General features: G+C 71.1%; 18 protein-coding genes. 7 read left to right on the top strand and 11 right to left on the bottom strand.

Annotated elements, in window-relative coordinates:
- Nucleotides 1-110: 110 nt before the first annotated feature.
- Both OHA72_RS62380 and OHA72_RS62375 read left to right on the top strand, forming a co-directional pair.
- Nucleotides 111-758, top strand: coding sequence for an HAD family hydrolase (locus OHA72_RS62380; protein WP_327005441.1), 648 nt, complete (start codon nt 111-113; stop codon nt 756-758).
- 149 nt (nt 759-907) lie between these two features.
- Nucleotides 908-1,804, top strand: coding sequence for a serine protein kinase RIO (locus OHA72_RS62375; protein WP_327005440.1), 897 nt, complete (start codon nt 908-910; stop codon nt 1,802-1,804).
- 102 nt (nt 1,805-1,906) lie between these two features.
- Here OHA72_RS62375 and OHA72_RS62370 read toward each other — a convergent pair whose 3' ends face one another.
- Entirely contained in the window at nt 1,907-3,475 is a 1,569-nt protein-coding gene (locus OHA72_RS62370) for an MFS transporter (RefSeq protein WP_327005439.1), read from the bottom strand.
- 86 nt (nt 3,476-3,561) lie between these two features.
- Nucleotides 3,562-4,515, bottom strand: coding sequence for a quinone oxidoreductase family protein (locus OHA72_RS62365; RefSeq protein ID WP_327005438.1), 954 nt, complete (start codon nt 4,513-4,515; stop codon nt 3,562-3,564).
- Between the two features lie 193 nt (nt 4,516-4,708).
- Here OHA72_RS62365 and OHA72_RS62360 point away from each other — a divergent pair, with 193 nt between their 5' ends.
- Together OHA72_RS62360 and OHA72_RS62355 are read left to right on the top strand one after the other, a co-directional pair.
- The gene (locus OHA72_RS62360; protein WP_327005437.1) at nt 4,709-7,732 is read left to right on the top strand and encodes an Hsp70 family protein; all 3,024 of its coding nucleotides are present in this window, start codon (nt 4,709-4,711) and stop codon (nt 7,730-7,732) included.
- A gap of 101 nt (nt 7,733-7,833) precedes the next feature.
- Entirely contained in the window at nt 7,834-8,259 is a 426-nt protein-coding gene (locus tag OHA72_RS62355; protein WP_327005436.1) for a peptidoglycan-binding domain-containing protein, read from the top strand.
- A gap of 57 nt (nt 8,260-8,316) precedes the next feature.
- On the opposite strand, the gene acnA is transcribed toward OHA72_RS62355, so the two are convergent.
- The 7 genes from acnA to asnB all read right to left on the bottom strand — a co-directional run bounded on the left by acnA (nt 8,317) and on the right by asnB (nt 17,716).
- Complete coding sequence (gene acnA, locus OHA72_RS62350) at nt 8,317-11,085, bottom strand: aconitate hydratase AcnA (RefSeq protein ID WP_327005435.1); 2,769 nt, start codon at nt 11,083-11,085, stop codon at nt 8,317-8,319.
- A 448-nt stretch (nt 11,086-11,533) separates the two neighbouring features.
- Complete coding sequence (locus tag OHA72_RS62345; protein ID WP_327005434.1) at nt 11,534-11,929, bottom strand: hypothetical protein; 396 nt, start codon at nt 11,927-11,929, stop codon at nt 11,534-11,536.
- Nucleotides 11,930-12,031: 102 nt separating this feature from the next.
- On the bottom strand, nt 12,032-12,559 hold the full coding sequence (locus OHA72_RS62340) for a YbhB/YbcL family Raf kinase inhibitor-like protein (protein WP_327005433.1): 528 nt from the start codon (nt 12,557-12,559) through the stop codon (nt 12,032-12,034).
- Nucleotides 12,560-12,636: 77 nt separating this feature from the next.
- Nucleotides 12,637-13,380 carry a hypothetical protein gene (locus tag OHA72_RS62335; RefSeq protein WP_327005432.1) on the bottom strand — a complete coding sequence of 248 codons (744 nt, stop codon included), beginning with the start codon at nt 13,378-13,380 and terminating at the stop codon, nt 12,637-12,639.
- A gap of 53 nt (nt 13,381-13,433) precedes the next feature.
- On the bottom strand, nt 13,434-14,615 hold the full coding sequence (locus OHA72_RS62330) for a PfkB family carbohydrate kinase (protein WP_327005431.1): 1,182 nt from the start codon (nt 14,613-14,615) through the stop codon (nt 13,434-13,436).
- Between the two features lie 12 nt (nt 14,616-14,627).
- Nucleotides 14,628-15,734, bottom strand: coding sequence for an AAA family ATPase (locus OHA72_RS62325; protein ID WP_327005430.1), 1,107 nt, complete (start codon nt 15,732-15,734; stop codon nt 14,628-14,630).
- Nucleotides 15,735-15,787: 53 nt separating this feature from the next.
- Nucleotides 15,788-17,716 carry an asparagine synthase (glutamine-hydrolyzing) gene (gene asnB, locus OHA72_RS62320; RefSeq protein ID WP_327005429.1) on the bottom strand — a complete coding sequence of 643 codons (1,929 nt, stop codon included), beginning with the start codon at nt 17,714-17,716 and terminating at the stop codon, nt 15,788-15,790.
- Between the two features lie 115 nt (nt 17,717-17,831).
- Between asnB and OHA72_RS62315 the strand changes: the two genes are divergently transcribed.
- Nucleotides 17,832-19,274: an aminopeptidase P family protein gene (locus OHA72_RS62315; protein ID WP_327005428.1), complete on the top strand. Its 1,443-nt coding sequence runs from the start codon at nt 17,832-17,834 to the stop codon at nt 19,272-19,274.
- Between the two features lie 22 nt (nt 19,275-19,296).
- On the opposite strand, the gene OHA72_RS62310 is transcribed toward OHA72_RS62315, so the two are convergent.
- Entirely contained in the window at nt 19,297-19,779 is a 483-nt protein-coding gene (locus OHA72_RS62310; protein WP_327005427.1) for a cupin domain-containing protein, read from the bottom strand.
- Nucleotides 19,780-19,839: 60 nt separating this feature from the next.
- Between OHA72_RS62310 and trmB the strand changes: the two genes are divergently transcribed.
- Nucleotides 19,840-20,487: a tRNA (guanosine(46)-N7)-methyltransferase TrmB gene (gene trmB / locus OHA72_RS62305; protein ID WP_327005426.1), complete on the top strand. Its 648-nt coding sequence runs from the start codon at nt 19,840-19,842 to the stop codon at nt 20,485-20,487.
- Nucleotides 20,484-23,003, top strand: a complete 2,520-nt coding sequence (locus tag OHA72_RS62300; protein ID WP_327005425.1) for a DEAD/DEAH box helicase — start codon at nt 20,484-20,486, stop codon at nt 23,001-23,003. Before trmB ends, OHA72_RS62300 begins: the two co-directional genes overlap by 4 nt.
- Here the strand turns inward: OHA72_RS62300 and OHA72_RS62295 are convergent.
- Nucleotides 23,000-24,052, bottom strand: a complete 1,053-nt coding sequence (locus OHA72_RS62295) for an alpha/beta fold hydrolase (protein WP_327005424.1) — start codon at nt 24,050-24,052, stop codon at nt 23,000-23,002. The genes OHA72_RS62300 and OHA72_RS62295 overlap by 4 nt on opposite strands.
- Nucleotides 24,053-24,084: the final 32 nt, after the last annotated feature.

Here is a 24,084-nt window from a genome sequence, read left to right as displayed (position 1 = left end):
GGTTTGGCACATGCCCGTGCCGGTTGCGGACGACCCGCCGGGCAAATTCCCAGCGGATTTCGTGAAAACAGCATCTGTTAGATGTCTTTCTGGTCACGTAACCTGCCCGCGTGCCCCTGTTGTTGCTCTCCCTGGACGACACCCTGCTGGACAGGGCCGGGGCGTTCCGCGCATGGGCTGGTGACTTCCTGGGCAGGCTCGGTGCGCCCGAGTGCGACCTGGACTGGCTGCTGTCCGTCGACGCCGACGGGATGGGGTCCACGTGGGACGTCGCCGAGGGCATCAGGGAGCGGTACGGGCTGCGTGAGGCCGCGATCGACCTGGTCGAGGAGATCCGCGCGGAGCTGATGAGCAGGGTCCGGCTCGACCCGCTGACCGCCTGCGCGCTGGCGATCGCCGAGGACGCCGGCTGGGTGCCCGTCGTCGTCACCAACGGCGAGACCCGCCAGCAGGAGGAGAAGCTGCGCAAGACCGGGCTCGACCGGTACCTCGCGGACTGGGTCATCTCCGAGGATGTGGGCGTCCGCAAACCCAACCCGCGAATTTTCGCCATTGCCGCAGAACGGGCGCGGATGCGGCTCGGCGGGGCCTGGCTCATCGGCGACAGCCCCGAGGCCGACATAGGGGGTGCGGCGGGGGTGGGGATGCGCAGCGTCTGGCTGCACCGCGGGCGGCGGTGGGCCGAGCCGCGCTACGCGCCGACCCGCACCGCCGACGGGGTGATCGCCGCGATCGCCGAGGTCATGGCCTCGAGGTAGGTCTGCGGTAAATCAGTTGCGCGCTCCGCCGGGGTGCGGGAGAGTGCTCGGGAACTTCGGATTGAGAGGGGGTCGGGAACTATGACTGCCGTCACGGCGCGATTCAGCATGCCGACTTCCGCTTCCATCTCAATCCTGGAGACCTCGCGTTGCGTGACAACGACTCTTTTGGCACGTCCACTCGCCGGCGTCGCAAGTTCGACGACGACGACCCGACTTTTGTAAAGCGCTCCTCACCGTCCACCGACGCCATCTGGGACGTCGTGGAGGAGGAGACCGGCTGGTCCTCGTGGAGCGCGCCCGGCGTGCAGCACGGCCCGGCCCCGATCCCCGACTGGGTGATCACCGAACACGCCGCCAAGGACACCGACCGGGGCGTGCTCAAGACCGGTAAGGAAGCCGACGTCCACTTGGTGGAGCGCGGCGTGCCGGACACCGACCGGCGGGTCATGCTCGCCGCGAAGCGCTACCGGTCCTCCGAGCACCGCCTCTTCCACCGTGACTCCGGCTACCTCGAGGGCCGCCGGGTCCGCGAGTCCCGGGTCACGAGGGCGATGGCCGGGCGCACCGCGTTCGGGCGGGAGGCGATCGCGGGGCAGTGGGCGCAGGCCGAGTTCGCCGCGCTCGCGCAGCTGTGGGAGCTGGGCGTCGCCGTCCCGTACCCGGTGCAGTTGCTCGGCACGGAGCTCATGCTGGAGTTCATCGGCGACGCCGACGGCACGGCCGCGCCCCGGCTCGCCCAGACCCGGCCCGACCAGGACCTGCTCGCCGACCTGTGGTGGCAGCTGGTCGACGGGTTGCGGGTCCTGGCCCGCGCCGGCGTCGCACACGGTGACCTGTCGCCCTACAACACCCTCGTCCACGAGGGGCGGCTGGTCATCATCGACCTGCCGCAGATCGTCGACGTGGTGATCAACCCGAAGGGGCCCGAGTTCCTGGCCCGCGACGTCGCCAACATGGCGAAGTGGTTCACCGGCAAGGGCTTCCACGTCGACCCGGAGCCGCTGATCGTGGAGCTGCTGCACGACGCGGGAATGCGGGTGTGAGAAGCGCGTGGCCCGCCCGGTGTTGTGGCCGGGCGGGCCGCGGTTGAAAGTGACGGGGAGGGTCGTTCCGTCACTTCCGTCTGTGCAGGGTTGGTACCTTGCTCAGCCCATGTGGACGGCGCCCTCGGCGGGCACGTCGTCCTTGCCCGCCTTGATGAAGACGATGACGATCACGGCCGCGACGACCAGCAGGGCCGAGCCCCACCAGAACGCCGTCACGTAACCGTGCACCATCGACTCCAGCTGCGTGGCGTTCGCCGCCGCCGGCTCCTGCGAGGCCGGCGGGTGGTCCTTGAAGTACGAGGTCGCGGCGGTGATCGCGACCGTGTTCAGCAGCGCCGTGCCGAGCGACCCGCCGACCTGCTGGCTGGCGTTGACCACGGCGCTGGCCGCGCCCGCGTCGTGCTCGTCGACACCGACCAGCGCGATGTTGCCCAGCGGCACGAACGTGCAGCCCAGGCCGAAGCCGAGGATCAGCATCGAGGGCAGGACGTGGGTGGCGTAGGAGGTGTCCACGCCGATGCGGGTCAGCAGGATCATGCCGACCGCCGCGACGACCCCGCCCGTGGCCATGATCGGCTTCGGGCCGATCCTGGGCAGCAGCCCGCTGGACAGGCCCGCGGCGATCAGCACGCCGACGCTGATCGGCAGCGTGCGCAGGCCCGACTGCAGCGGCGTGTAGTGCAGCACGATCTGGAAGTACAGGCTGACGAAGAACACCGCGCCGATGAACCCGGCACCGATGAGCGTGGAGGCCAGGTACGCGCCGCCGCGGGTGCGCTGCAGCACGATCCGCATCGGCAGCAGCGGGTTCTTGATCCGGGTCTCGACGACCACGAACAGCGCGAGCAGCAGTAGCGCCACGCCGATCAGGCCGAGGGTGACCGGGGAGGTCCAGCCGTACTTCAGCCGCTGCTGAGCGTCGGTCTCGCCGGCCTTGGTGAAGCCGTAGACGAGCAGGCCCAGGCCCAGCGTCGCCAGCACCGCGCCCGGGATGTCGTACTTCGTGTTGCCGTGCGCCTTGCTCTCCGGCACGATCCGGACGGCGAGCGCGATCGCGATCAGCGCCACCGGGATGTTGACGAGCAGGCACCAGCGCCAGTTCGCGTACTCGGTGAGGATCCCGCCGAGGACCAGGCCGAGCGCGGCACCGCCGCCGGCGATCGCGCCGTACACGCCGAACGCCTTCGCCCGCTCCTTCGCATCGACGAACAGCACGCTGAGCAGGGCAAGCGACGCGGGGGCGAGCAGCGCGCCGAAGACGCCCTGCAGCGCCCGCGCCAGGAACAGCGACGTCTCGTCCCAGGCGCCGCCGCCGAGCGCGGAGGCGACCGCGAAGCCGAGGATGCCGACCACGAACGTGCGCTTGCGGCCCCAGTAGTCCGCGATCCGGCCGCCGAGCAGGAGCAGGCCACCGAAGGTCAGCGTGTACGCGGTCACCACCCACTGCTGGTTGGCGTCGCTGATGCCGAGGTCGGTCTTGGCGTGCGGCAGGGCGACGTTGACCACGGTGGCGTCCAGCACGACCATCAGCTGCGCCACCGCGATGATCACCAGCGCGAGCCAGCGGCGGGGGTAGGCGTGCAGCGGTGCCGTCTCCGGTGCTTCGTGGCGTGCGGGTGGTGCCGGCTTCTCGTGCCTGCCGTGTGGCTCCGTCGAGACATGGCTCATTGCGCGCTCCCCTCCTGCAGACCATTCAAAGGTCTAGTCGGGGAACTTTTCCCGGGTTCACGCAGGTCCGCCGCCTGAGATCACGATCACGGAATAATGAGCAGCTTCCCGGTGGTCCGGCGGCCTTCGAGCGCGGCGTAGGCGTCCTGCACGCCGTCGAGGGGGTACCGCCCGGTGACGGCGACCTCCACGACCCCGTCGGCGACCCAGCCGAACAGCGTCTCGGCGCGCTCCAGCAGCTCGTGCCGGGCCGCGATGAAATGCCCGAGCGTGGGCCGGGTGAGCGAATATGAACCTTTCATGAGCCGCAGCGGGTCGAACGGCGGCACCTTCCCGCTCGCCGCGCCGAACAGCACCAGCGTGCCTCTCGGCCGCAGGGCTTCCAGGCTGGTGTCGAACGTGTCCTTGCCCACGCCGTCGTACACGGCCGCGGCGCCGTCGCTGACGTCCCTGACCGCGTCGAGGGCGTCGGCGTACGCCACGGCCCGCACCGCGCCGTCGGCCCTGGCGATGTCGCGCTTCTCATCGGTGCCCGCGGTCGCCACCACCCGGCCGCCGAGGTGCGTCACGATCCTGGTCAGCAGCCGCCCCACCCCACCGGCGGCGGCGTGGACCAGGACGGTGTCACCGGCGCGCACCGCGTAGGAGTCGTGCGTCAGGTAGTGCGCGGTGAGGCCCTGCAGGATCGCCGCGGCCGCCTGTTCGGTGCTGATTCCCTCTGGTACGGGCACCAGCCGGTCCGCCGGGACGACCGCCTGCTGGGCGTGGCTGCCGGGCACGCCGGTCCAGGCGACCCGGTCGCCGGGGGAGAGGCCCGCGACCCCGTCACCCAGGTGCAGCACCGTGCCGGCGCCCTCGCTACCGAGCGTGAACGGCAGCTGCACCTGGTAGGTGCCGGTGCGCTGATAGACGTCCATGAAGTTGACCCCGCTGGCCTCGACCAGCACCAGCACCTCACCGGCCCCAGGAGTCGGGTCCGGCACGTCCTTCACCTTCAGCACCGACTGGTCGCCGTATTCGTCGAACACCACCGCGCGCATTGACTCCCCTGTCTCTAGCTCCCCGGGGCTGGCGCCCCGCGGTTCCGTGGGGGGTTCCCACCCCACACCCCCCATGCGACGCTGCGCGCCGCACCCAAGCTCTTCGTCGTGTCGGCTTCCTGTCTACCCCAATCCGCCGATCGGAAATGTCGTACCGCTGCCGTACGATCCCGGGGTCTTTGGAGGTGAGCACGTGGGGCCGACCCATCGTCTCGCGATCGATCTGGGCACCTGCCACACCGTCGCGGTCGTCCGCCGCGGCGACGAGGCACCTCGCGCGCTGCTGTTCGACGGCTCACCGGTGATGGCGTCCGGCATCTATGCCGACGAGACCGGCCGGCTCTCCGTCGGCCGCGACGCCGAGCGGCTGTCGCAGCTGGCCCCGTCGCGGTTCGAGCCCTACCCGAAGCGCAGCGTCGACGCGGGCGCCGTCCTGCTCGGCGACTCCGAGGTCACCGTCGTGGAGATGCTTGCCGCCCTGCTCAAGCGGGTCGCCGACGAGTCGCTGCAGGCGGGCGTCAACCCGGTCGGTGCCACCGTGCTCACCTGCCCCGCCGACTGGGGCGGCCAGCGCCGGGGCGTGCTGCTCGAGGCGGCCCGCGCCGCCAACCTCGGCCCCGTCGTCCTCGTCGACGAGCCCATCGCCGCCGCCACCTACTGCCTGCGCGTCCTCGGCCAGCAGGTCGCCCCGCTGCAGTCCCTCGCCGTGTTCGACTTCGGCGGCGGCACCCTCGACGTGTCCGTGGTCCGCCGCGAGCCTCACGGCGGCGGCAACGCGGGCGGCCTGCGCGTGCTCGGCGTCGGCGGCCTCGACGACCTCGGCGGCGTCGACATCGACGCGGCGCTGGTCGGCCACCTCGGCCAGCTGATCAGCCTGCGCGACCCGGAGATCTGGCAGCGCCTCGCCAACCCCGACAGCACCGCCGCCCACCGCGACCGCCGCGCCCTGTGGAATGAGGTGCGCGCCGCCAAGGAGATGCTGTCGCGCGCCTCCTCCGCCCCGATCCACGTGCCCGGCACCGAAGAGGCGCTGCACATCACCCGCGAGGAGCTCGAGCGCGTCGCCGGCCCGCTCATCGACCGCGCCGTCGACGAGACCCGCCGCGTCCTGGAGCGCGCCGGGGTCGACGTCCGCCAGCTCGCCGGCATCTTCCTCGTCGGCGGCTCGTCGCGCATCCCGCTCGTCGCGAGCCGCCTGCACGCCCGCTTCGGCGTCGCACCCGTCGTGCCGGAGCAGCCCGAGCTGCCGGTCGCCTATGGCGGCATGCTCGCCATCGCCACCCCGCCGCAGCAGCTCTTCGACGGCCCGCCGGTGGCGCAGCCGCGCCCGGTCTCCGGCACCCCGGTGTCGCCCGGCCACTCGCCGTACACCGCGTTCCCGGTGTCGGCCGGCTTCCCCGTCTCGGGCACGCCGACCACGCCGACCTCGCCGGGCGCCTACGGGTCACCGGTCGGGCTCTCCCAGACGTTCAACGTGCAGTCGCCGGCGGCGCCGGCCTCCCCGCCCGGGCAGAGCGGTTTCGGTGCGGCCGCCCCGCCCGGGGTCCGGCCCGGCACGCAGGGACCGTCGCCGGCCACGCCCGGAGGGCCGCCGCCCGGCCTCGCCCGGCCCGGCGTCCCGGCCGGCATCGGCGCGCCCGGCGCCCCGGGTGGTTTCGGGGTCCCCGGCGGGCCCGGCGGCCCGGGTGGTTTCGGCGCGGCAGGGTTCCCGCCCGGCGGGCAGGGCGGGTTCAACCCGCCGCCGGTCATCGTGCGGCCACGCCGGCGCACCGCCCCGTGGATCGCCCTGATCATCGTCCTGGCCCTGATCGGCGGCTGCTTCTGGGGCGGTTCGAAGATCTTCGGCTGGATGGGCGACCAGTTCGAGTCGGTCAAGGACAACTACCCGGACATCACGACCACCGGCGCGGACGGCAAGCCGCAGAACGTGAAGATCGAGGGCCTGACCGCGGGCGAGCCGTTGAAGATCGGCGGCGACGGCAAGTTCACCGCGCTCGCCGGCAACGGTGCCGTGTTCACCGCCGTGGGCAATGCGGGCAAGCTCGACGTCGAGGCGTTCGAGCCGGCGGGCAAGAGCCGCTGGACCGTCAACGTGCCGATGGACCCGACCGAGATCATTCTGCGCCAGGTCGGCAACCTGCTCATCGTCGACGGCGAGAGCGACACCACCCGCGACGACAAGGACGCCCGGTCGGTGATCGACCTCGGCACCCACAAGGTCCTGTGGACCGATGCGTGGGACTACCGTATCGACCTGTTCTACATCGGCACCGACGCGATCACCGAGATCCGCCGCGGCAGCACCGCCGTGCAGCGCACCGACCTGCTCACCGGCAAGGCGAAGTGGAGCCACCCGGGCAAGGGCGGCTTCATCACCTCCGGCGACCGGCTGGCCAAGCCGGTGCTGACCTGGCCGGGGGCCAAGCCGAGCGGCGCGCTCGTGCCGAGCTACCAGCTCGACTTCCAGCGCCGCATCCCGTTCCAGGAATCGCTCGACGTCGACCCGGGCGTCATCGTGCAGATGCAGGCCGAGAACAAGGTCGCCACGATCGACACCACCAGCGGCGCCGTCAAGACCAGCGGCACCGTCGCCTCCGGCGGTGACCTGCCGTGGTCCGTCTACGGCGGGGTGGCGATGTTCAAGAAGAAGAACACCAACACGCTCGTCGCCTACCGGCTGGACAACCTCAGCCAGGCCTGGGAATACAAGGCGGCCACCGGTGCCACCCTCGACGACTTCCGGCCGTGCGGCGACAAGCTCGTCTGCGTGAAGATCGACGCCAGCAAGGACTCGGTGGTGGCGCTCGGCACCGACGACGGCAAGGCCCGCTGGACCAAGCCGATGGAGAACGAGCCCAACTGGTATGTCCTGGACGGCAAGCTCTTCATGGGCTCCGGCGGCTTCACCAGCGTGCAGGAGCCCGTCCTGCTCGACCCGGCCAACGGCAATGACCAGAAGGCCATCGGCAGCGCACTGCTCAGCAAGATGGCGTATGCGGGTGCCGGCGGCAAGGTCGTGATGCTGACGATCCGCAACTCCGGGACCAAGTCGATCCCGGTCGTCGCCCTGGTCGACGTCGCCGACGGCAACGTCGTCGGCGCCGCCGACTACACCCCCGACTCCAGCGCGTATGACGCCAGCGTCACCAACGACGCGATCGTCCTCATCGACGAGGAGAACCGGACCGTCTACCGCTTCGCGATCCCGGCCAAGTAGGAGCACCCGGCGCCCGCCATCGACGATGCACACACGCCGGGTAGGCGACCATTTGTCGCTGCGGGCGGCGCCACGCCGGGTCGCTCGGCACAATCGCGTGCATGAATATCCGTCAGCGTCTTGCAGGCATGGCCGTCGCAGCGGTCGTGGGTGTCGCGGGAGGCCTGGTCGCGCTCGCCGAGCCGGCCGCGGCCGCCATCGCGGCCTGCACCACCTATCGGGTCCAGTCGAATCACTACGTGCCGACGAGCAGCACCGGCAACCGCAACTGCTGGATGCAACGCGGCCACAAGGGCGACGGCGTGCGGATGCTGCAGATCACCCTGCACGACTGCTACGGCGAGTGGCTCGACGCCGTGGGCTTCCCCTACGACATCAACGCCGACGGTGACTTCGGGCCCATCACCGAGCGGGCGCTGAAAGAGGTGCAGCACCACGAAGGCATCGGAGACGACGGGATCTACGGCAAGGTGACGGCCGCCACCATTCTGTTCCCCGGCAAGAACGCGCCCTGCAGCTACATCTGATCCAGCCGCAAAAGGACCGGCCACCGTTCCCGGTGGCCGGCCCTCGGTGCGTCCGGGCTACGCCTCGATCATCTTGCGCAGGACGTACTGCAGGATGCCGCCGTGGCGGTAGTAGTCCGCCTCGCCGGGGGTGTCGATGCGCACGACGGCGTCGAAGTCGACGCCCGTGTCGGTGGTGACCTTGACGGTGCGGGGGGTGGTGCCGTCGTTGAGCTGCTCGACGCCGGTGACCGTGAAGGTCTCGGTGCCGGTGAGGCCCAGCGACTCGGCGTTCTGACCCTGCGGGTACTGCAGCGGCAGCACGCCCATGCCGATGAGGTTGGAGCGGTGGATGCGCTCGTAGCTCTCCGCGATGACGGTGCGGACACCCAGCAGGGCGGTGCCCTTCGCGGCCCAGTCGCGCGAGGAGCCGGAGCCGTACTCCTTGCCGGCGAGGATCACCAGCGGCGTGCCGGTCTCCGCGTACGCGACCGAGGCGTCGTAGATCGTGGTCTGCTCACCGGTGAGGTGGTTGACGGTGACGCCGCCCTCGGTGCCGGGGGCGAGCTGGTTGCGCAGCCGGATGTTCGCGAACGTGCCGCGGATCATCACCTCGTGGTTGCCGCGGCGCGAGCCGTAGGAGTTGAAGTCCTTGCGGTCCACGCCGTGCTCGGCGAGGTACTTCCCGGCGGGGGAGTCGGCCTTGATCGAGCCGGCCGGCGAGATGTGGTCGGTGGTGACCGAGTCGCCGAGCTTCGCCAGGACCCGGGCGCCGCTGATGTCGGTGACCGGGGACGGCGAGGTCGCCATGCCCTCGAAGTACGGGGGCTTGCGCACGTAGGTGGACTGCGTGTCCCACTCGAACGTGCTGCCGGTCGGGGTCGGCAGCGACTGCCACGCCTCGTCGCCGGCGAACACGTCGGCGTAGCGGGTGGTGTACAGGTCGCTGCCGATTGCCGAGGCGATGGTGTCCTCGATCTCCTTCGGCGTGGGCCAGATGTCGCGCAGGTAGACCGGCTGGCCGTCGGAGCCGGTGCCGAGCGGCTCGCTGGTGAGGTCCAGGTCCATCGTGCCGGCGAGCGCGTAGGCGACCACCAGCGGCGGCGAGGCCAGGTAGTTCATCTTCACGTCGGGGTTGATGCGACCCTCGAAGTTGCGGTTGCCGGACAGCACCGACACGACGCTCAGGTCGTGCTCGTTGACGGCGGCGCTGACCGCCTCCGGCAGCGGGCCGGAGTTGCCGATGCACGTGGTGCAGCCGTAGCCGACGAGGTTGAAGCCGAGCTTGTTCAGGTACGCGGTGAGCCCCGCCCGCTCGTAGTAGTCGGTGACGACCTTCGAACCGGGCGCCAGCGTCGTCTTCACCCACGGCTTGGTGGTGAGGCCCCGCTCGACGGCGTTGCGCGCCAGCAGACCCGCGCCGATCATGACCTGCGGGTTGGACGTGTTGGTGCACGAGGTGATCGCGGCGATGACGACGGCGCCGTGGTCGATCTCGAAGTCGCCGACCTGCACCGGCTTCGACTGCCTGCCGTTTGCGCCGCGCGCGGCGGACACGCGGTCGTGCGGCTTGTCGCCGTTGGACTGGATGTGGTTCGCGGGCGGGTCGCTGGCGGGGAAGGACTCCGCGCTCGCCTCATCCGCGGGACCCTCGATGCCGTCACCACTGACGTAGTCACCCAGTACACCCCGGAAAAGGGACTTGGCGGTCTTCAGCGGCACCCTGTCCTGCGGGCGCTTCGGGCCCGCCAGGGACGGCTCGATCGTCGACAGGTCCAGCTCGAGACGCTCCGAATAGTCCGGCTCGGCGGCCGGGTCGTGCCAGAGGCCCTGCTCCTTCGCATACGCCTCGACCAGGGCGACCTGCGCCTCGTCCCGGCCGGTGAGCTTGAGGTACTTGATCGTCTCGTCGTCGACCGGGAAGATCGCGACCGTGGAGCCGTACTCCGGGCTCATGTTGCCGATCGTGGCGCGGTTCGCGAGGGGGACGGCGCTGACACCGGGCCCGTAGAACTCGACGAACTTGCCGACGACGCCGTGCTTGCGCAGCTTCTCCGTGATGACCAGGACCAGGTCGGTAGCGGTGCAGCCCTCCGGCAGCTCGCCGCTGAGCTTGAACCCGACGACCCGCGGGATCAGCATCGACACCGGCTGGCCGAGCATCGCGGCCTCGGCCTCGATGCCGCCGACGCCCCAGCCGACGACGCCCAGGCCGTTGACCATCGTGGTGTGCGAGTCGGTGCCGACGACCGTGTCCGGGTAGGCCTGGCCCTTGCGGGGCATGACCACCGGGGCGAGATACTCGATGTTGACCTGGTGCACGATGCCGGTGCCCGGCGGCACGACCTTGAACTCGTTGAACGCGGTCTGGCCCCAGCGCAGGAACTGGTAGCGCTCCTTGTTGCGGCTGTACTCCAGCTCCACGTTGCGCTCGAAGGCGTCCGGGCGGCCGAACAGGTCCGCGATGACCGAGTGGTCGATGACCAGCTCGGCGGGCGCGAGGGGGTTGACCCTGGTCGGGTCGCCGCCGAGCTCCACGACGGCCTCGCGCATCGTGGCCAGGTCGACCACGCACGGCACGCCGGTGAAGTCCTGCATCAGCACCCGGGCGGGGGTGAACTGGATCTCGACGCTGGGCTCCGCGGTGGCGTCCCACGCGCCGAGCGCACGGATGTGCTCGGCGGTGATGTTGGCGCCGTCCTCGGTGCGCAGCAGGTTCTCGAGGAGGATCTTCAGGCTGTAGGGCAGGCGCTCGGCGCCCTCGACCTTGTCGACCTTGAAGATCTCGTAGCTGGCGTCACCGACGCTCAGCTGGCTCTTGGCTCCGAACGTGTCGAGGCTCGCCACGGCGTTGCTCCCTAAAGTCAATCAGGCGGGTGTCAAGGCAAGTCTTCCGCAACCGGGCAGCCCGGTCGTCTTCAATCAAGAAAACCGTACGTCCGTCTTGTTAAACCCGCAAGCGTGTACCAAGCTGTGAAACATGATTCACCACGCCGAGTTGGCCTGCCCGGCGGGCTAGGGCCGCGGCCCGCTGCGGCCCGCCGCGGCGGTGTCGGCGGGCGAGTTTTGGTTGGCGCGGCTCGCTCGGCGGCGTTGGGGCGCCGTGCCCGGCTGTGTCGGGTCGCTGTGTCGGGGGCGCTGTGTCGGGCGGTGTTCGGTTGGCGCGGCGTGTTGCGGATGGCCTGGCCGGCTCGTGCGGTTCGGCGGGCTTGCAGCGGCGCTTGCAGTCCGCTGTGGGGAAGCGGACAGGCGCCTCGGAGGTCCATGGCCCACGAGTCGTCGTGCGGGACGCGTCTCAGAGGTCCACGGCCCACGAGTCGTCGTCGGGCGGGACGTCGGTGAGGGCCGGCTGGAAGCCCGCCTGGCGTAGCACCTCGTGACCGTGCGGCGGGAGCGCCGCCGCGAGCCGCAGCGCGGACCCGGCCCGCAGCGCGTCGACGAGCCCCTGCAGGACCTGCACGGCGAGGTCGTGGCGCCCGGGCGGCGCGGCGACGCCGACCAGCCTGACGGTGGTCCCGTCGGGTCGCACGGCGGCGAGCGCGGCCGCGGGGTGTTCGTCGTCGCAGGCAGGGTCGACCAGTTCCCACCACTGCACCTCGGACGTGGCCGGCGTGCCCCAGCGGGCGGTGATGCGCCGGGTCACGGCGAGGCGATGCGCCGGCACACGCCGGACGAGGAGTAGGGGATCCACTCCGCCACTGTGCGCGACGGGTCTTGCAGGACCCTTGCCGTCGATTTGCCACCTGGCGGCCGTACGGCCGGGGAGTGTCACCCCGGCCGCACGAACCCGGTGTCAGAACCCGAACGTGGAGACCAGCACCGCGCGGGCGATCGTGTGCGCGACCACGTTGAAGCCCACCACGTTCGCGGAGGCGTCGGCACCGATCTCCAGCGCGTCGACGTCGAGCGCGTGCACCGCGAAGAAGTACCGGTGCGGGTCGTCCTTCGGCGGTGGCGCCGCGCCGCCGAAGTCGCGGGTGCCGTAGTCGTTGCGGGCGTGGATCGCCTCGTCGGGCAGGCCGTCCTTGTCACCCGTGCCGGCGCCCGTCGGGAGTTCCGTGACGTCGGCCGGCAGGTTGTACACGATCCAATGCCAGAACCCACCGCCCGTCGGGGCATCCGGGTCGTAGCAGGTCAGCGCGAAACTCTTGGTCCCGGCCGGGAAGCCCGACCAGCTCAGGTGGGGTGAGGTGTTGCCGCGCTCGTAGACCTGCGCGTCGGGCAGCGTGCCGCCGTCGGTGAGGTCCTCGCTGGTCAACGCGAACGCCGGCACCGCTGGCAGGGAGTCGAAGGGCGACGGCGGGCGGGGTCGGTCGGTCATGGGCACTCTCCTAGCGCTGGGCTTTGCTCCTAACCAGATCCTCTTACCCAACGACCATGGCGCTCAAGTGGCGCCGTTCAAACTTCAGAAGCGGCCGGGGTGCCGGTGAGCCTCGCGTACTCTGCCTCGGTCCCGATCGCGGCGCGCCGATCCGGGTGCTCCACGTAGTGCTCGACGACCGAGCCGAGGAAGACGGGCTCGACGGCAAGCATCTCCAGCGGGATCAGCAGCCACCCGGGCTCCATCCGCCCCGGCCGGCGGATACTGAGCGCCAGCTTCGGGCTGCGCACCGTCAGCGGCAGCGGCCGCTGCGGCACCTTGACCAGGTCGTCCCACTTCACCCGCCGGCTGCCACCCGCCCGGATCGTCAGCCCGTCGGGGCTCACGACGATCCGCGGCCCACGCAGCAGCGGCACGGCGGCGAGCGCGATGAGCAGCGCGGCCACCACGTTCAACGTCACCCGCAGCCCGAGCGGCGTGCTCGGGTCGCTCTCCAGGAACAGCGTGCCGAGCAACGCCCACGCCATCGTCGCCCGGCCGAGCCAGATCGGCGACCCAGGCACCACGAACGCGTCACCACGAACCCGCAACGCCGACGGTGGCGGCTGCATCACCGGCCGCAACGCGATCCCGAACCCGATGAACGCCCCGCTGAGCAGCACGACCGGCGCCAGCAGCAGCGTGATCGCCAGCCACGTCGGCGTGTGCGCCTCGGTCACCCCGAACTCGTACCCCACCCGCAGCCCGACAAGCACCACAGCAACAGCGGCGGCCGCGATCCGGCTGCCACGCACGTACCGACCGAGCTGCTCCGGCGTCACACCAGCCAGTGTACGAACCACCCATCCATCTACTGGCATGAGTTACGATGCCATTACTGAACAAGCTCCAGCGAGGGGAACCGGGCGCGCAGGGCCGCGAGGGTCGGCATCGACACGGCGCCGCCGCGGGATTCGCAGACCAGGCCGGCGACGTGCACCGCGAACCGGGTCAGCCGCTCCCAGCCCGCCAGGTCGGTCGGCAGGCCGTGGGTGAGGATGCCCCAGGACAGGCCGGCCATGGTCGCGTCGCCTGCGCCGGTGGCGTCGACAGCGACGACGTCAGGGGCGGCCACCCGCACCGTGGCGATGGCACGCGCAGCGGCGGGCGGCGTGGCACGCGCGTTGGCGGCGGCAGTAGCGGGCGCTGTGGTGGCGGGCGTGGGCGCGGCGGGTGCGGGCGCGGTGGCGGCGGGATGCGCGGCGGGCGCGGTGGTGGGAGGCGCGGGCGTGTGCGGAGTGGTGGGCGCCGTGGGGTTCGTGGTGAGGGCGTCCTCCGCGCCAGTCGTCACGGGGTTCGTGGCGTGCGTGGTGAGGGCGTCCTCCGCGCCGATTGTCACGGGGTTCGTGGCGAGCGCGACCAAGGCGCCCTCCGCGCCGATCGTCACCACGACCGCCCCCGCGCCGAGGGCGAGCAGGCGCGCCGCCGCCTGCTCCGGTGACTCGCCCCACAGCGCGGCGGCGTCGGCGGAGCTGAGTTTGACCAGGTCGGCGGTGGCGGCGAACTCGGCGACCACGGCCGGGTCGACGCCGACGACGGGGCGCACGTTGGGGTCGAAGACGCGGATCGGGCCGGGCGTCGCCCAGGCATTGCGGGCCGCGGCGAGGACCGGTGGGCTGAGCAGGCACATCGAGCCGCAGTAGAGCAGGCCCGCGGTCGCCACCAGGTCGGTGTCGACGTCGGTGAGCAGGCCGTACGACGGTGGCTCGCCGTAGAAGCGGAACGTCGGCTCGATGCCGCGGAACGTCGTCACCGCGAGGGTGGTAGCGACCCCGGGCACGGTCGTCACGCCGCGGGTGCCGACGCCGGACGTGGTGAGGAAGTCGAGGATCCGGGTCGCCCAGGGGTCGTCGCCGAGGGAGCCGGCGAACTCGCTGGGGGCGCCGAGGCGGGCGATGCCGACGGCGACGTTGAGCGGCGCGCCGCCGATCGCCGGGTGGTAGACGATGGGGTCCCCGGACTCGAGGAGGTCGACCAGGGCCTCACCGATGACCACCGCATGTCCCGCACGAGTCATCGCGCCAGTACATCATTTCGGCTGACGCGCCAGCCACAGTTCGCGGGCGAGGTCACCCGGGCCCAGTTGGCTGGTGGCCGGGTCGCGGCCGAGGGCGGTTGCGCCTTCGGAGTCCTTTGCGGTGTACCAGATCTGCTCCGGGTCGAGGACCGGCAGGCCGTCGGTGCCGGGGCCGAAGGGGGTGCGGGCGGTGAACACCAGCTGTGCCCGGGCCGGGTTGAGGTCGCGGTCGCGCAGCAGCCGCAGTGCCTCCGCGGCCAGGTCGGGGTGTACGGCGGCGTCGAGGTCGTCGACGAGGAGGACGCCGCCGTGTTCCAGCATGGGCAGCAGCGCCGCGAGGAGGTCGAGCCAGGCGACGGTGCCGTCGGACTCGGCCCAGCCGCCGAGGGCCACGGGGCCGGAGCGGCCGGCGTGCATCAGGCGGAGCAGGTCCCGTTCGACGCCGACGACGCCGAGGTCGGCGTGGCTGACCAGCAGGGTCAGCTGTTCGCTCCACTTGTCGGCGAGGTGGGCGAGGCCGCCGGCGAGGCGGGTGCCGGGGGACAGGCGCACGGTGCGGATGCCGCGCAGCCAGGCCGCGACCGGTCCCAGCCACGGGTGTTCGATGTCGGCGCCGAGTGAGAGCAGGGTGGCGCCGGGTTCGCAGGCGGCGGCGAGGCGGTCCAGGCGGCTCTCCGGCAGGCAGCGGAAGCCGGTGCGGTCGCGTTCGTACCAGACCCGCCGCCGGTCGCGGTCGGTGGCGTGCAGCCACTCGCCGGCGATCTCGTCGTGCTTGTAGGCGCAGCCGTAGACGTAGCGGACGCTGTCGACGAGGAACTCGATTTCGAACCGGGTCGGGAGCAGCCGCGCGGCCGGGTCGAGCTGGAAGGGTTCGAAGCGTTGGGTGGCGTCGTGTACGTCGCTGCTGGAGGCCGCCAGCGCCCGCATCGTCGCCACGGCGCGCAGCACGGTCGACTTGCCGGAGGCGGTCGCGCCGAACACCCCGCACAGCGGGGACACCCGTAGGGTGCCGCCGTGGCCGAGGGGCACGGCGAAGCCGCCGTCGGGGCCGGCGAGCAGCGTCAGCTCCTGGATGTCCCGGACCGAGCGGTAGTTCTGGAGCCTGAACTTGAGCAGCATCGCCTGCCGACGCTAGGCGGCGGCCCGTTTCCCGGTCGGCGAAGCCATGGAGATCACCAGGGATCTAACCCCAGCCGCACGGGGTCCGGGATCACGGGTTTGATCGTGCCGGTGACGAACACGGCGTGCCACACGCAGAAGACCAGGACCGTCCAGATCTTTCGGGAGTGGTCGGCCTCCTTCTTGCGGTGCGCCTTGAGCAGTCCCCGCACCACGTCGAGGTCGATGAGGTCCCCGGCGTCGGAGGAGTCGAGGATGCCGTGCGCCCAGTCGTGCATCTCGGTGCGCAGCCACGGCCGGATCGGCACCGGGAAGCCGAGCTTCTTGCGGTGCACGATGGGTGACGGCACGACGTCGGCGAGGGCGCGGCGCAGTGCGACCTTGGTGTCCTGGGAGCGTGGCGGCACCTTCAGGTCGGTCGGCAGCGTCGAGGCCACCTCGAACACGGCGCGGTCCAGGAACGGGGTGCGCAGCTGCAGCCCGTGCGCCATCGTCATCCGGTCGGCCTTGACGAGGATGTCGCCGCGCAGCCACGTGTACAGGTCGATGTACTGCATCGTGGTGACGTCGTCGAGCGCGCTGGCCTCCTTGAAGACCGGTGCGGTGACGTCGGTGTGCCGGATGTCGGCCGTGTAGTGCCGCAGCAGCGCCGCCTTCTCCTCTTCGGTGAAGACCCGCGCGTTGCCGTAGTAGCGCTCCTCGATCGGGGTGGTGCCGCGCTCCAGGAAGCTCTTGCCCTTCACGCCCTGCGGGATGACCCGTGACACGGCGCGCAGGCCCCGCTGCATCGAGTCGGGCAGGTGGCTGACGCTGGACAGCGACATCGGCTCCCGGTAGATCGGGTAGCCGCCGAACAGCTCGTCGGCGCCGTCGCCGCCGAGGACGACGGTCACGTCGCGGGCGGCGCGCTCGGCGAGCAGGAACAGCGGGACGAGCGCCGGGTCGGCGACGGGGTCGTCGAGGTGCCAGACGATCCGTGGCAGCGCCCGCATGAGGTCCGCGGGGCCGACGACGGTGGCTGTGTTGGGCACGCCGAGGGCCCGGGCGGACTGCTCGGCGACCTCGATCTCGGAGAACTGCGCGAGGTCGTAGCCGACGGTGTACGTGCGGATGCCGGGTCTGACCTCGGCGGCGAGCGCCACGATCGCGGTCGAGTCGATGCCGCTGGACAGGAACGCGCCGACCGGCACGTCGGCCTTCAGGTGCGTGTGGACGCTGTCGCGGAGCCGTTCGGTGATCCGCCGGATCAGCCCTTCCTCGTCGCCGGTCGGGGTGGGGCGCAGGTCGAGCTGGCTGTAGCGGCGGTTCGCGAGGGGGCCGCCCGGGGTGTACACGAAGGACTCGCCCGCGCCCAGCCGGCGGATGTCGGGGTGCATGGTGGTCGGCTCGGGCACGTACTGCATCGTCAGGTAGTGCTGCAGGTTCGCCGGGTCGACCTCGGCCTTGCGGTCCTCGGCGACGAACGGCAGCAGCGCCTTGCGCTCCGACGCGAGGTAGACGCCGTCGGTGGTGGTCAGCTGGTACAGCGGCTTGATCCCATACGGGTCGCGGGCGCCGAACGCCCGGCGGGCCGAACTGTCCCAGATGACGAACGCGAACATGCCCCGCAGCCGGCTGACGGCGCTGGGCCCCCAGTGGTGGTAGGCGGCGAGGATGACCTCGGCCTCCGACTCGGTGGCGAAGTCGGCGCCACGGTCCTCGATCAGCTCGGCGCGCAGCGCGTCGGCGTTGTAGACCGCGCCGTCGAACACGATGAGATACCGGCCGCGGGTGACGCCCATCGGCGGGAACGACACCGGCTGCCGCCCGCCGGTGAGGTCCGTCACGGCGAGCCGGTCGGCGCCGAAGACGACGTCGTCGGTGACGACGACGTTGGTGTCGTCGGGTCCCCGGTGGCGCAGCAGTTCCAGAGCGTCGGTGACGGCGTCACGGTGTGCGGCGGCCCGCCCGCGGGCGCTGACGAACGTGAGCAGACCAGCCATTCGTCCTCCGCTCCGCGTGATGCCGGGAAGGCGCCATGGACCCTTCCGGGGAAAAGTCTCGCACGCTGTACCGTCGCAGGAGGAGCACGAATTCGCAGCGATAGGACGGGCGGAGATGGACGAGACAGCGGGTGGCCAGTCGCATGATCCGGACTTTCCGGACCGGTTCATCGAGTTCATGCGCACCGGCTGGCGCGATTCGACCCTTGACGTCACCCCACGCCCCGAGGCGCCGGATCACGCCAAGCGCCGCGGCGAGCTGTCCGCCGCCTTCCCGGGTGAGACGCTGATCATCCCGACCGGCGTGGAGAAGGTCCGCTCCAACGACACGTATCACGCGTTCCGCCCGGGCACGGAGCACGTGTGGCTCACCGGCGAGCACGACCCCGACGCGGTGCTGGTGCTGCGCCCCACCGACGGCGGGCACGACGCCACGCTGTATCTGCGGCCGCGGTCACCGCGTGACACCGACGAGTTCTTCCGCGACCGCAACCACGGTGAGCTGTGGATCGGCCGGCGGCACACGCTCGCGGAGAAGGCGACGGAGCTGCAGCTGCAGACCGCGCACCTCGACGAGCTCGCGGCCGCCCTCGACGGCGCCGCGCCCGGCCGCACCCGGGTCCTGCGGGGTTACGACGCGGGCGTCGACGCCAACGTCAGGTCCGTCACACCCGAGCGCGATGCCGAGCTGGCCACGGTCCTGGCGGAGCTGCGCCTGGTGAAGGACGCCTGGGAGGTCGAGCAGCTGCAGGACGCGATCGACGCGACGACCCGGGGTTTCGAGGACGTCGCCCGCATCCTGCCCGCGGACCGCCCCGTCAGCGAGCGGCTCATCGACGGCGTGTTCAACCTCCGCGCCCGCCACGACGGCAACGACGTCGGCTACGGCTCCATCGTCGGCAACGGCGCGCACGGCGCGATCCTGCACTGGACCCGCAACGACGGCCGCACCCGCCCCGGTGACCTGCTCCTCATGGACATGGGCGTGGAGAACCGTCACCTGTACACCGCCGACGTCACCCGCACCGTGCCGGTGTCCGGCACGTTCAGCCCGCTGCAGCGCCAGATCTACGACCTGGTCTTCCGCTCCCAGCAGGCCGGCATCGACGTCATCAGGGCCGGCACGAAGTTCGACGACGTGCACCAGGCCTGCATGCGGGTCCTCGCCGAGGGCCTGTCGGACCTGGGCATCCTCCCGGTCAGCGTCGACGAGGCGATGGATCCGGCCTGCATCTTCTACCGCCGCTGGACCCTGCACGGCTTCGGTCACATGCTCGGCCTGGACGTCCACGACTGCGGCAGCGCCCGCAAGGAGCGCTACCGCGAGGGTGTCCTGGAGGCCGGTTACGTGCTGACCGTCGAGCCGGGCCTGTACTTCCAGCCGGACGACGAGTTCGTCCCGGCCGAGCTGCACGGCATCGGTGTCCGCATCGAGGACGACGTCCTGGTCACCCCGACCGGCGCCGTCGTCATGTCCGAGGCCCTGCCCCGCTCCGCGGACGCCGTCGAGTCGTGGCTGGCCACCCAGCGCGAGGCAGGACCCCGCCTGCCCGGCTAGGGGACCAGAATCAGCAACAGCGTTAGGACAGCCAGAACGTGTCGTGGGTCAGCATGAACTCGTCGCGTTCGATGGGTGTCATCGACGACAGGGTCGGCAGGCCCTCGAAGTACGCCTCGCGGGGCGCGCCGGGGGAGAAGTGCAGCAGCATCGAGGCGGGTTCGCCGGACTCGTTGCGGAAGGCGTGGATGCCGCCCTCGGGGACGTGGACCCAGTCCCCGGGGACGGTGGTGATCCACTCCTTGCCGTCGTAGATGCGCACCGAGCCGGACAGGATGTAGAACGACTCGGAGATCGAGCGGTGGTAGTGCGGGTCGGGGCCGCTCGGTTGCGGACCCATCTCCCAGCGGTACAGGCCGAACAGCCCGTGCGTCGACGCGCCGGTGGCGAGGTAGTGCACGGTGTTGCCGTTGGCGTACGTGAAGTCCGGCGGTGTCGCCGCCGGGCGGTAGGTGGCGGACTGCTCGCCGGCGGGCCCGAGATAGTACGGCGGTGGGTAGGACATATTTGCACAATACGTCGCGCGATCGGTGGCCTGCCTGACGGCAGGTAGGCTGTTGATCCCGTGAAGACCATCGAACGCACCCGTAAGCCCATCCGGACATATCATCCGCGCCGGGGGCGGCTCAGTGGTCGGCACTTCGACGCGCTCGACCGGCTCGCGACCCTGCACGGCTACACCCCGGGTGATCCCGTCGACGTGCTGGAGATCGGGTCCGGGATGGGGGAGGCGACCCTCGAGATGGCCGCCGCCGACCCGGGGCGGCGCTACCTCGCGGTCGAGATCCACACCCCGGGCGTCGCGAACCTCCTCGCCAACATCGAGCAGCGGGGCCTGGACAACCTGAGCGTGGTGAGCGTGGACGCCCTCGAACTGTGCCGCGAACACATCCCGGACGCGTCGCTGGACGCGATCCACGTGTTCTTCCCCGACCCGTGGCCGAAGGCCCGGCACCACAAGCGACGGCTCATCCAGCCCGTCCATGTGGCGCTGCTCAGCGCGAAACTGCGGGCCGGTGGGCTGCTGCACTGCGCGACCGACGACCTCGGCTACGCCGAGGCGATGCTGGAGACCCTGACCGCGGAGCCGGCGCTGCGCAACCGGTTCGACGGCTACGCGCCGCGGCCGCGCAGCAGGCCGGTCACGAAGTTCGAGCAGCGGGCCCTCGCCGCCGGGCGCACGCCCGCCGACCTGATGTTCGTGAAGTCGTGACCGCGGGACTGGCCGCCAGGGTCCCGAGGGGCGGGGACCCGGACGCCGTCTTCGACGCGTTCGCCGGGTGGGCCAAGGAACAGGGCCTGGAGCTGTACCCGCACCAGGAAGAGTCCCTGATGGAGATCGTGTCCGGGGCGAACCTGATCCTGTCGACGCCGACCGGCTCCGGCAAGAGCCTCGTCGCCGCCGGGGCGCACTTCGCGGCGCTCGCCACGGACCGCACCACGTTCTACACCGCGCCGATCAAGGCACTCGTCTCGGAGAAGTTCTTCGCCCTGGTCGCGATGTTCGGCGCCGAGAACGTCGGCATGCTCACCGGCGACGCGTCCGTGAACGCCGACGCGCCCATCATCTGCTGCACGGCGGAGATCCTCGCCAACATCGCGTTGCGCGACGGCGCCACGGCGGACGTGGGCCTGGTCGTCATGGACGAGTTCCACTTCTACGCGGAGCCCGACCGGGGCTGGGCGTGGCAGGTGCCGCTGATCGAGCTGCCGCAGGCGCAGTTCGTGCTCATGTCGGCGACCCTCGGCGACGTCACCCGGTTCGTCGACGACCTGTCGGGGCGCACCGGCCGGCCGACCGCCGTGGTGAAGAACGCCGAACGGCCCGTGCCGCTGATGTTCAACTACTCGATGGACCCGCTGCACGAGACGATCGAGGAGCTGCTGAGCACCAAGCAGGCCCCGGTGTACATCGTGCACTTCACGCAGGCGGCCGCCCTGGAACGGGCGCAGGCGCTGATGAGCATCAACGTGTCGACCCGCGCGGAGAAGGACATGATCGCCGAGGCGATCGGCCGGTTCCGGTTCACCGCCGGGTTCGGCAAGACGCTGTCGCGCCTGGTGCGCCACGGGATCGGTGTCCACCACGCCGGCATGCTGCCCAAGTACCGCCGCCTCGTGGAGACCCTCGCGCAGGCCGGGCTCCTGAAGGTCATCTGCGGCACCGACACGCTCGGCGTCGGCATCAACGTCCCCATCCGCACCGTGCTGTTCACCGCGCTGTCCAAGTACGACGGGCAGAAGACCCGGCTGCTGTACGCCCGGGAGTTCCACCAGATCGCCGGGCGGGCCGGGCGGGCCGGGTTCGACACGATGGGCACCGTCGTGGTGCAGGCGCCGGACCACGTCATCGACAACGAGCGGGCCCTGGCGAAGGCCGGCGACGACCCGAAGAAGCGCCGCAAGGTGGTGCGCAAGAAGCCGCCGGAGGGCTCGATCGGCTGGGGGAAGCCGACGTTCGACCGGCTCGTCGACGCCGAACCCGAGCCGCTGCGCTCCAGCTTCCACGTGTCGCACGCGATGCTGCTCAACGTGATCAGCCGCCCCGGCGACGCGTTCGCCGCGATGCGGCACCTGCTGACCGAGAACCACGAGGACGTGCACTCGCAGCGCCGCCTGATCCGCCGCGCCATCGCGATCTACCGGGCGCTGCTCGCCGGTGGGGTCGTCGAGCAGCTCGCCGAGCCCGACGAGGAGGGCCGGCGGGTCCGGCTCACCGTCGACCTGCAGATGGACTTCGCGCTCAACCAGCCGCTGTCGCCGTTCGCGCTCGCCGCGATCGAGCTGCTCGACCGGGAGGCACCGGCGTACGCACTGGACGTGCTGTCCGTCATCGAGTCGACCCTCGACGACCCGCGGCAGATCCTGTCCGCGCAGCAGTTCAAGGCCCGCGGCGAGGCCGTCGCCGCGATGAAGGCCGAGGGCATCGAATACGAGCAGCGCATGGACCTGCTCGACTCCGTCACCCACCCGAAGCCGCTGCAGGAGCTGCTCGACGCCGCGTACAACCTGTACAAGCAGGGCCACCCGTGGGTCGCCGACTACCAGGTGAATCCGAAGTCCGTGGTCCGCGACATGTACGAGCGGGCGATGACGTTCGTCGAGTACGTCGGGTTCTACAGCCTGTCCCGCTCGGAGGGGCTCGTCCTGCGGTACCTGGCGGACGCGTTCAAGGCGCTGCGCCAGACGGTCCCCGAGGACGCCCGCACCGAGGAGCTCACCGACATCATCGAGTGGCTCGGCGAGCTCGTCCGGCAGGTCGACTCGAGCCTCATCGACGAGTGGGAGCGGCTGCGCAACCCCACCGCCGAGGGCGAGGAGCAGACCGTCCTGTCCGACCGCCCGCCGGCCGTCACCCGCAACCTGCGGGCGTTCCGGGTGCTGGTCCGCAACGCGCTGTTCCGCCGGGTGGAGCTGGCGGCGCTGCGCCGCTTCGACGAGCTCGGCGACCTGGACGGCGAGCACGGCTTCAACGCCGACGACTGGCAGGACGCGATCGAGGATTACTTCGACGAGTACGACTCGCTCGGCGTCGGCCCGGACGCCAGAGGTCCGGCCCTGCTCGTCATCGAGCAGAAGCCGGACCGGTGGTTCGTCCGCCAGATCTTCGACGACCCGGCGGGTGACCGCGACTGGGGGATCACCGCCGAGGTCGACCTCGCCGAGTCCGACGCGACGGGCTTCGCCGCGGTCCGCGTCACCGCCGTGGGACCGATGTCCGACGGTTAGTTGGTGATCGCCGCGGTGCGCAGCGCCGCCAGGAACTGCGCCGGGTGGGTGAAGGCGGCGAAGTGCGACGCGCCGTCGATGAGGACCAGGGACTTCGCCGGGGCGTCGACCTCGGCGAAGAACTCGACCGCCGGGCCGGTGAGCGTGACGACGTCCTGCGCGCCCTGGAACAGGTGGAACGGGATCTGCAGGGTGGTGCCCTCGGCGCGGGCGTCGAACGCCATGAACTGGGCGAACATCGCGTCGCGGACCGCGGCGAACCCGCGCAGCCAGGCGCTCACGTCCAGCAGTGAGTAGTCGGGCTTGGTCAGCAGCAGCGAGAACAGCTTCTTGAGCCCGCCGTTGGGGTTGGACGGGTCGGTGCCCATCGACCACTGCATGCGCCGGCCCCACGCCTTCACGTCCCAGGTGCGGGGATCCGCGTCCAGGGCCTCCAGGGTGGCCACGCCCCGCTTGTTGCCGGCGGCGCGCAGCCGGTCCAGGGTGTCGGCGCGGCCCTGGCGCTCGTTGGCGAGCATGTCGACGTAGAAGTCGGTGCCGACGTACGCGCTGAACAGGTCGGGGCGCTGCCGCGCCATCGGCAGTCCGACGATGGTGCCCATCGAGCCGGCCATCAGGATCACCTTGTCCTTACCGAGGTGGGCGCGGACGTGCTCGGCGACCTCGATGCCGTCGGCGACCATGCGTTCGAACGTGAGCTCGTCCGCGCCGGGCATGCCGTTGCGGCGCAGGGTGCGGCCGCAGCCGCGGCGGTCCCAGTGCACGACGGTGAAGTGCCGCTCCCACTCGCGCAGGGCCGCGGTGAACACCGAATACGGGGAGCCGGGGCCGCCGTGCACGACCAGCAGCACCGGGTTGTCCCGGTCCTCGCCGCGGATCTGCAGCCACTGCTCGACGCCGCCGATGCGCACGTAACGGCCCTCGACGATCCCGTTCGGGGCGTCGATGCGCGCCTTCGCGGCGGCCCGGTGCTTGAGGACGGCCCTGACGGTGAGGGGAGCGGCGGCGAGGAGGGCGGCGGCGGCGAGAACGACCAGCGTGATTGTCATGCCCAGAACGGTACACCCGTGTTAGACAAATG

Source organism: Dactylosporangium sp. NBC_01737 (assembly GCF_035963215.1).
In the GTDB taxonomy this organism is placed as follows: Bacteria; Actinomycetota; Actinomycetes; order Mycobacteriales; family Micromonosporaceae; genus Dactylosporangium.
The sequence above is the reverse complement of the archived record's forward strand: the minus strand, read 5'-3'. Positions and strand labels throughout refer to the sequence as shown.

Coding starts and splice junctions, on each gene's coding strand:
- OHA72_RS62370 (WP_327005439.1), bottom strand. CDS start 3,475: ATGAGCCATGTCTCGACGGAGCCACACGGCAGGCACGAGAAGCCGGCA.
- OHA72_RS62365 (WP_327005438.1), bottom strand. CDS start 4,515: ATGCGCGCGGTGGTGTTCGACGAATACGGCGACCAGTCGGTGCTGAAG.
- OHA72_RS62355 (WP_327005436.1), top strand. CDS start 7,834: ATGAATATCCGTCAGCGTCTTGCAGGCATGGCCGTCGCAGCGGTCGTG.
- OHA72_RS62340 (WP_327005433.1), bottom strand. CDS start 12,559: ATGACCGACCGACCCCGCCCGCCGTCGCCCTTCGACTCCCTGCCAGCG.
- OHA72_RS62330 (WP_327005431.1), bottom strand. CDS start 14,615: ATGACTCGTGCGGGACATGCGGTGGTCATCGGTGAGGCCCTGGTCGAC.
- OHA72_RS62325 (WP_327005430.1), bottom strand. CDS start 15,734: ATGCTGCTCAAGTTCAGGCTCCAGAACTACCGCTCGGTCCGGGACATC.
- asnB (WP_327005429.1), bottom strand. CDS start 17,716: ATGGCTGGTCTGCTCACGTTCGTCAGCGCCCGCGGGCGGGCCGCCGCA.
- OHA72_RS62315 (WP_327005428.1), top strand. CDS start 17,832: ATGGACGAGACAGCGGGTGGCCAGTCGCATGATCCGGACTTTCCGGAC.
- OHA72_RS62310 (WP_327005427.1), bottom strand. CDS start 19,779: ATGTCCTACCCACCGCCGTACTATCTCGGGCCCGCCGGCGAGCAGTCC.
- OHA72_RS62295 (WP_327005424.1), bottom strand. CDS start 24,052: ATGACAATCACGCTGGTCGTTCTCGCCGCCGCCGCCCTCCTCGCCGCC.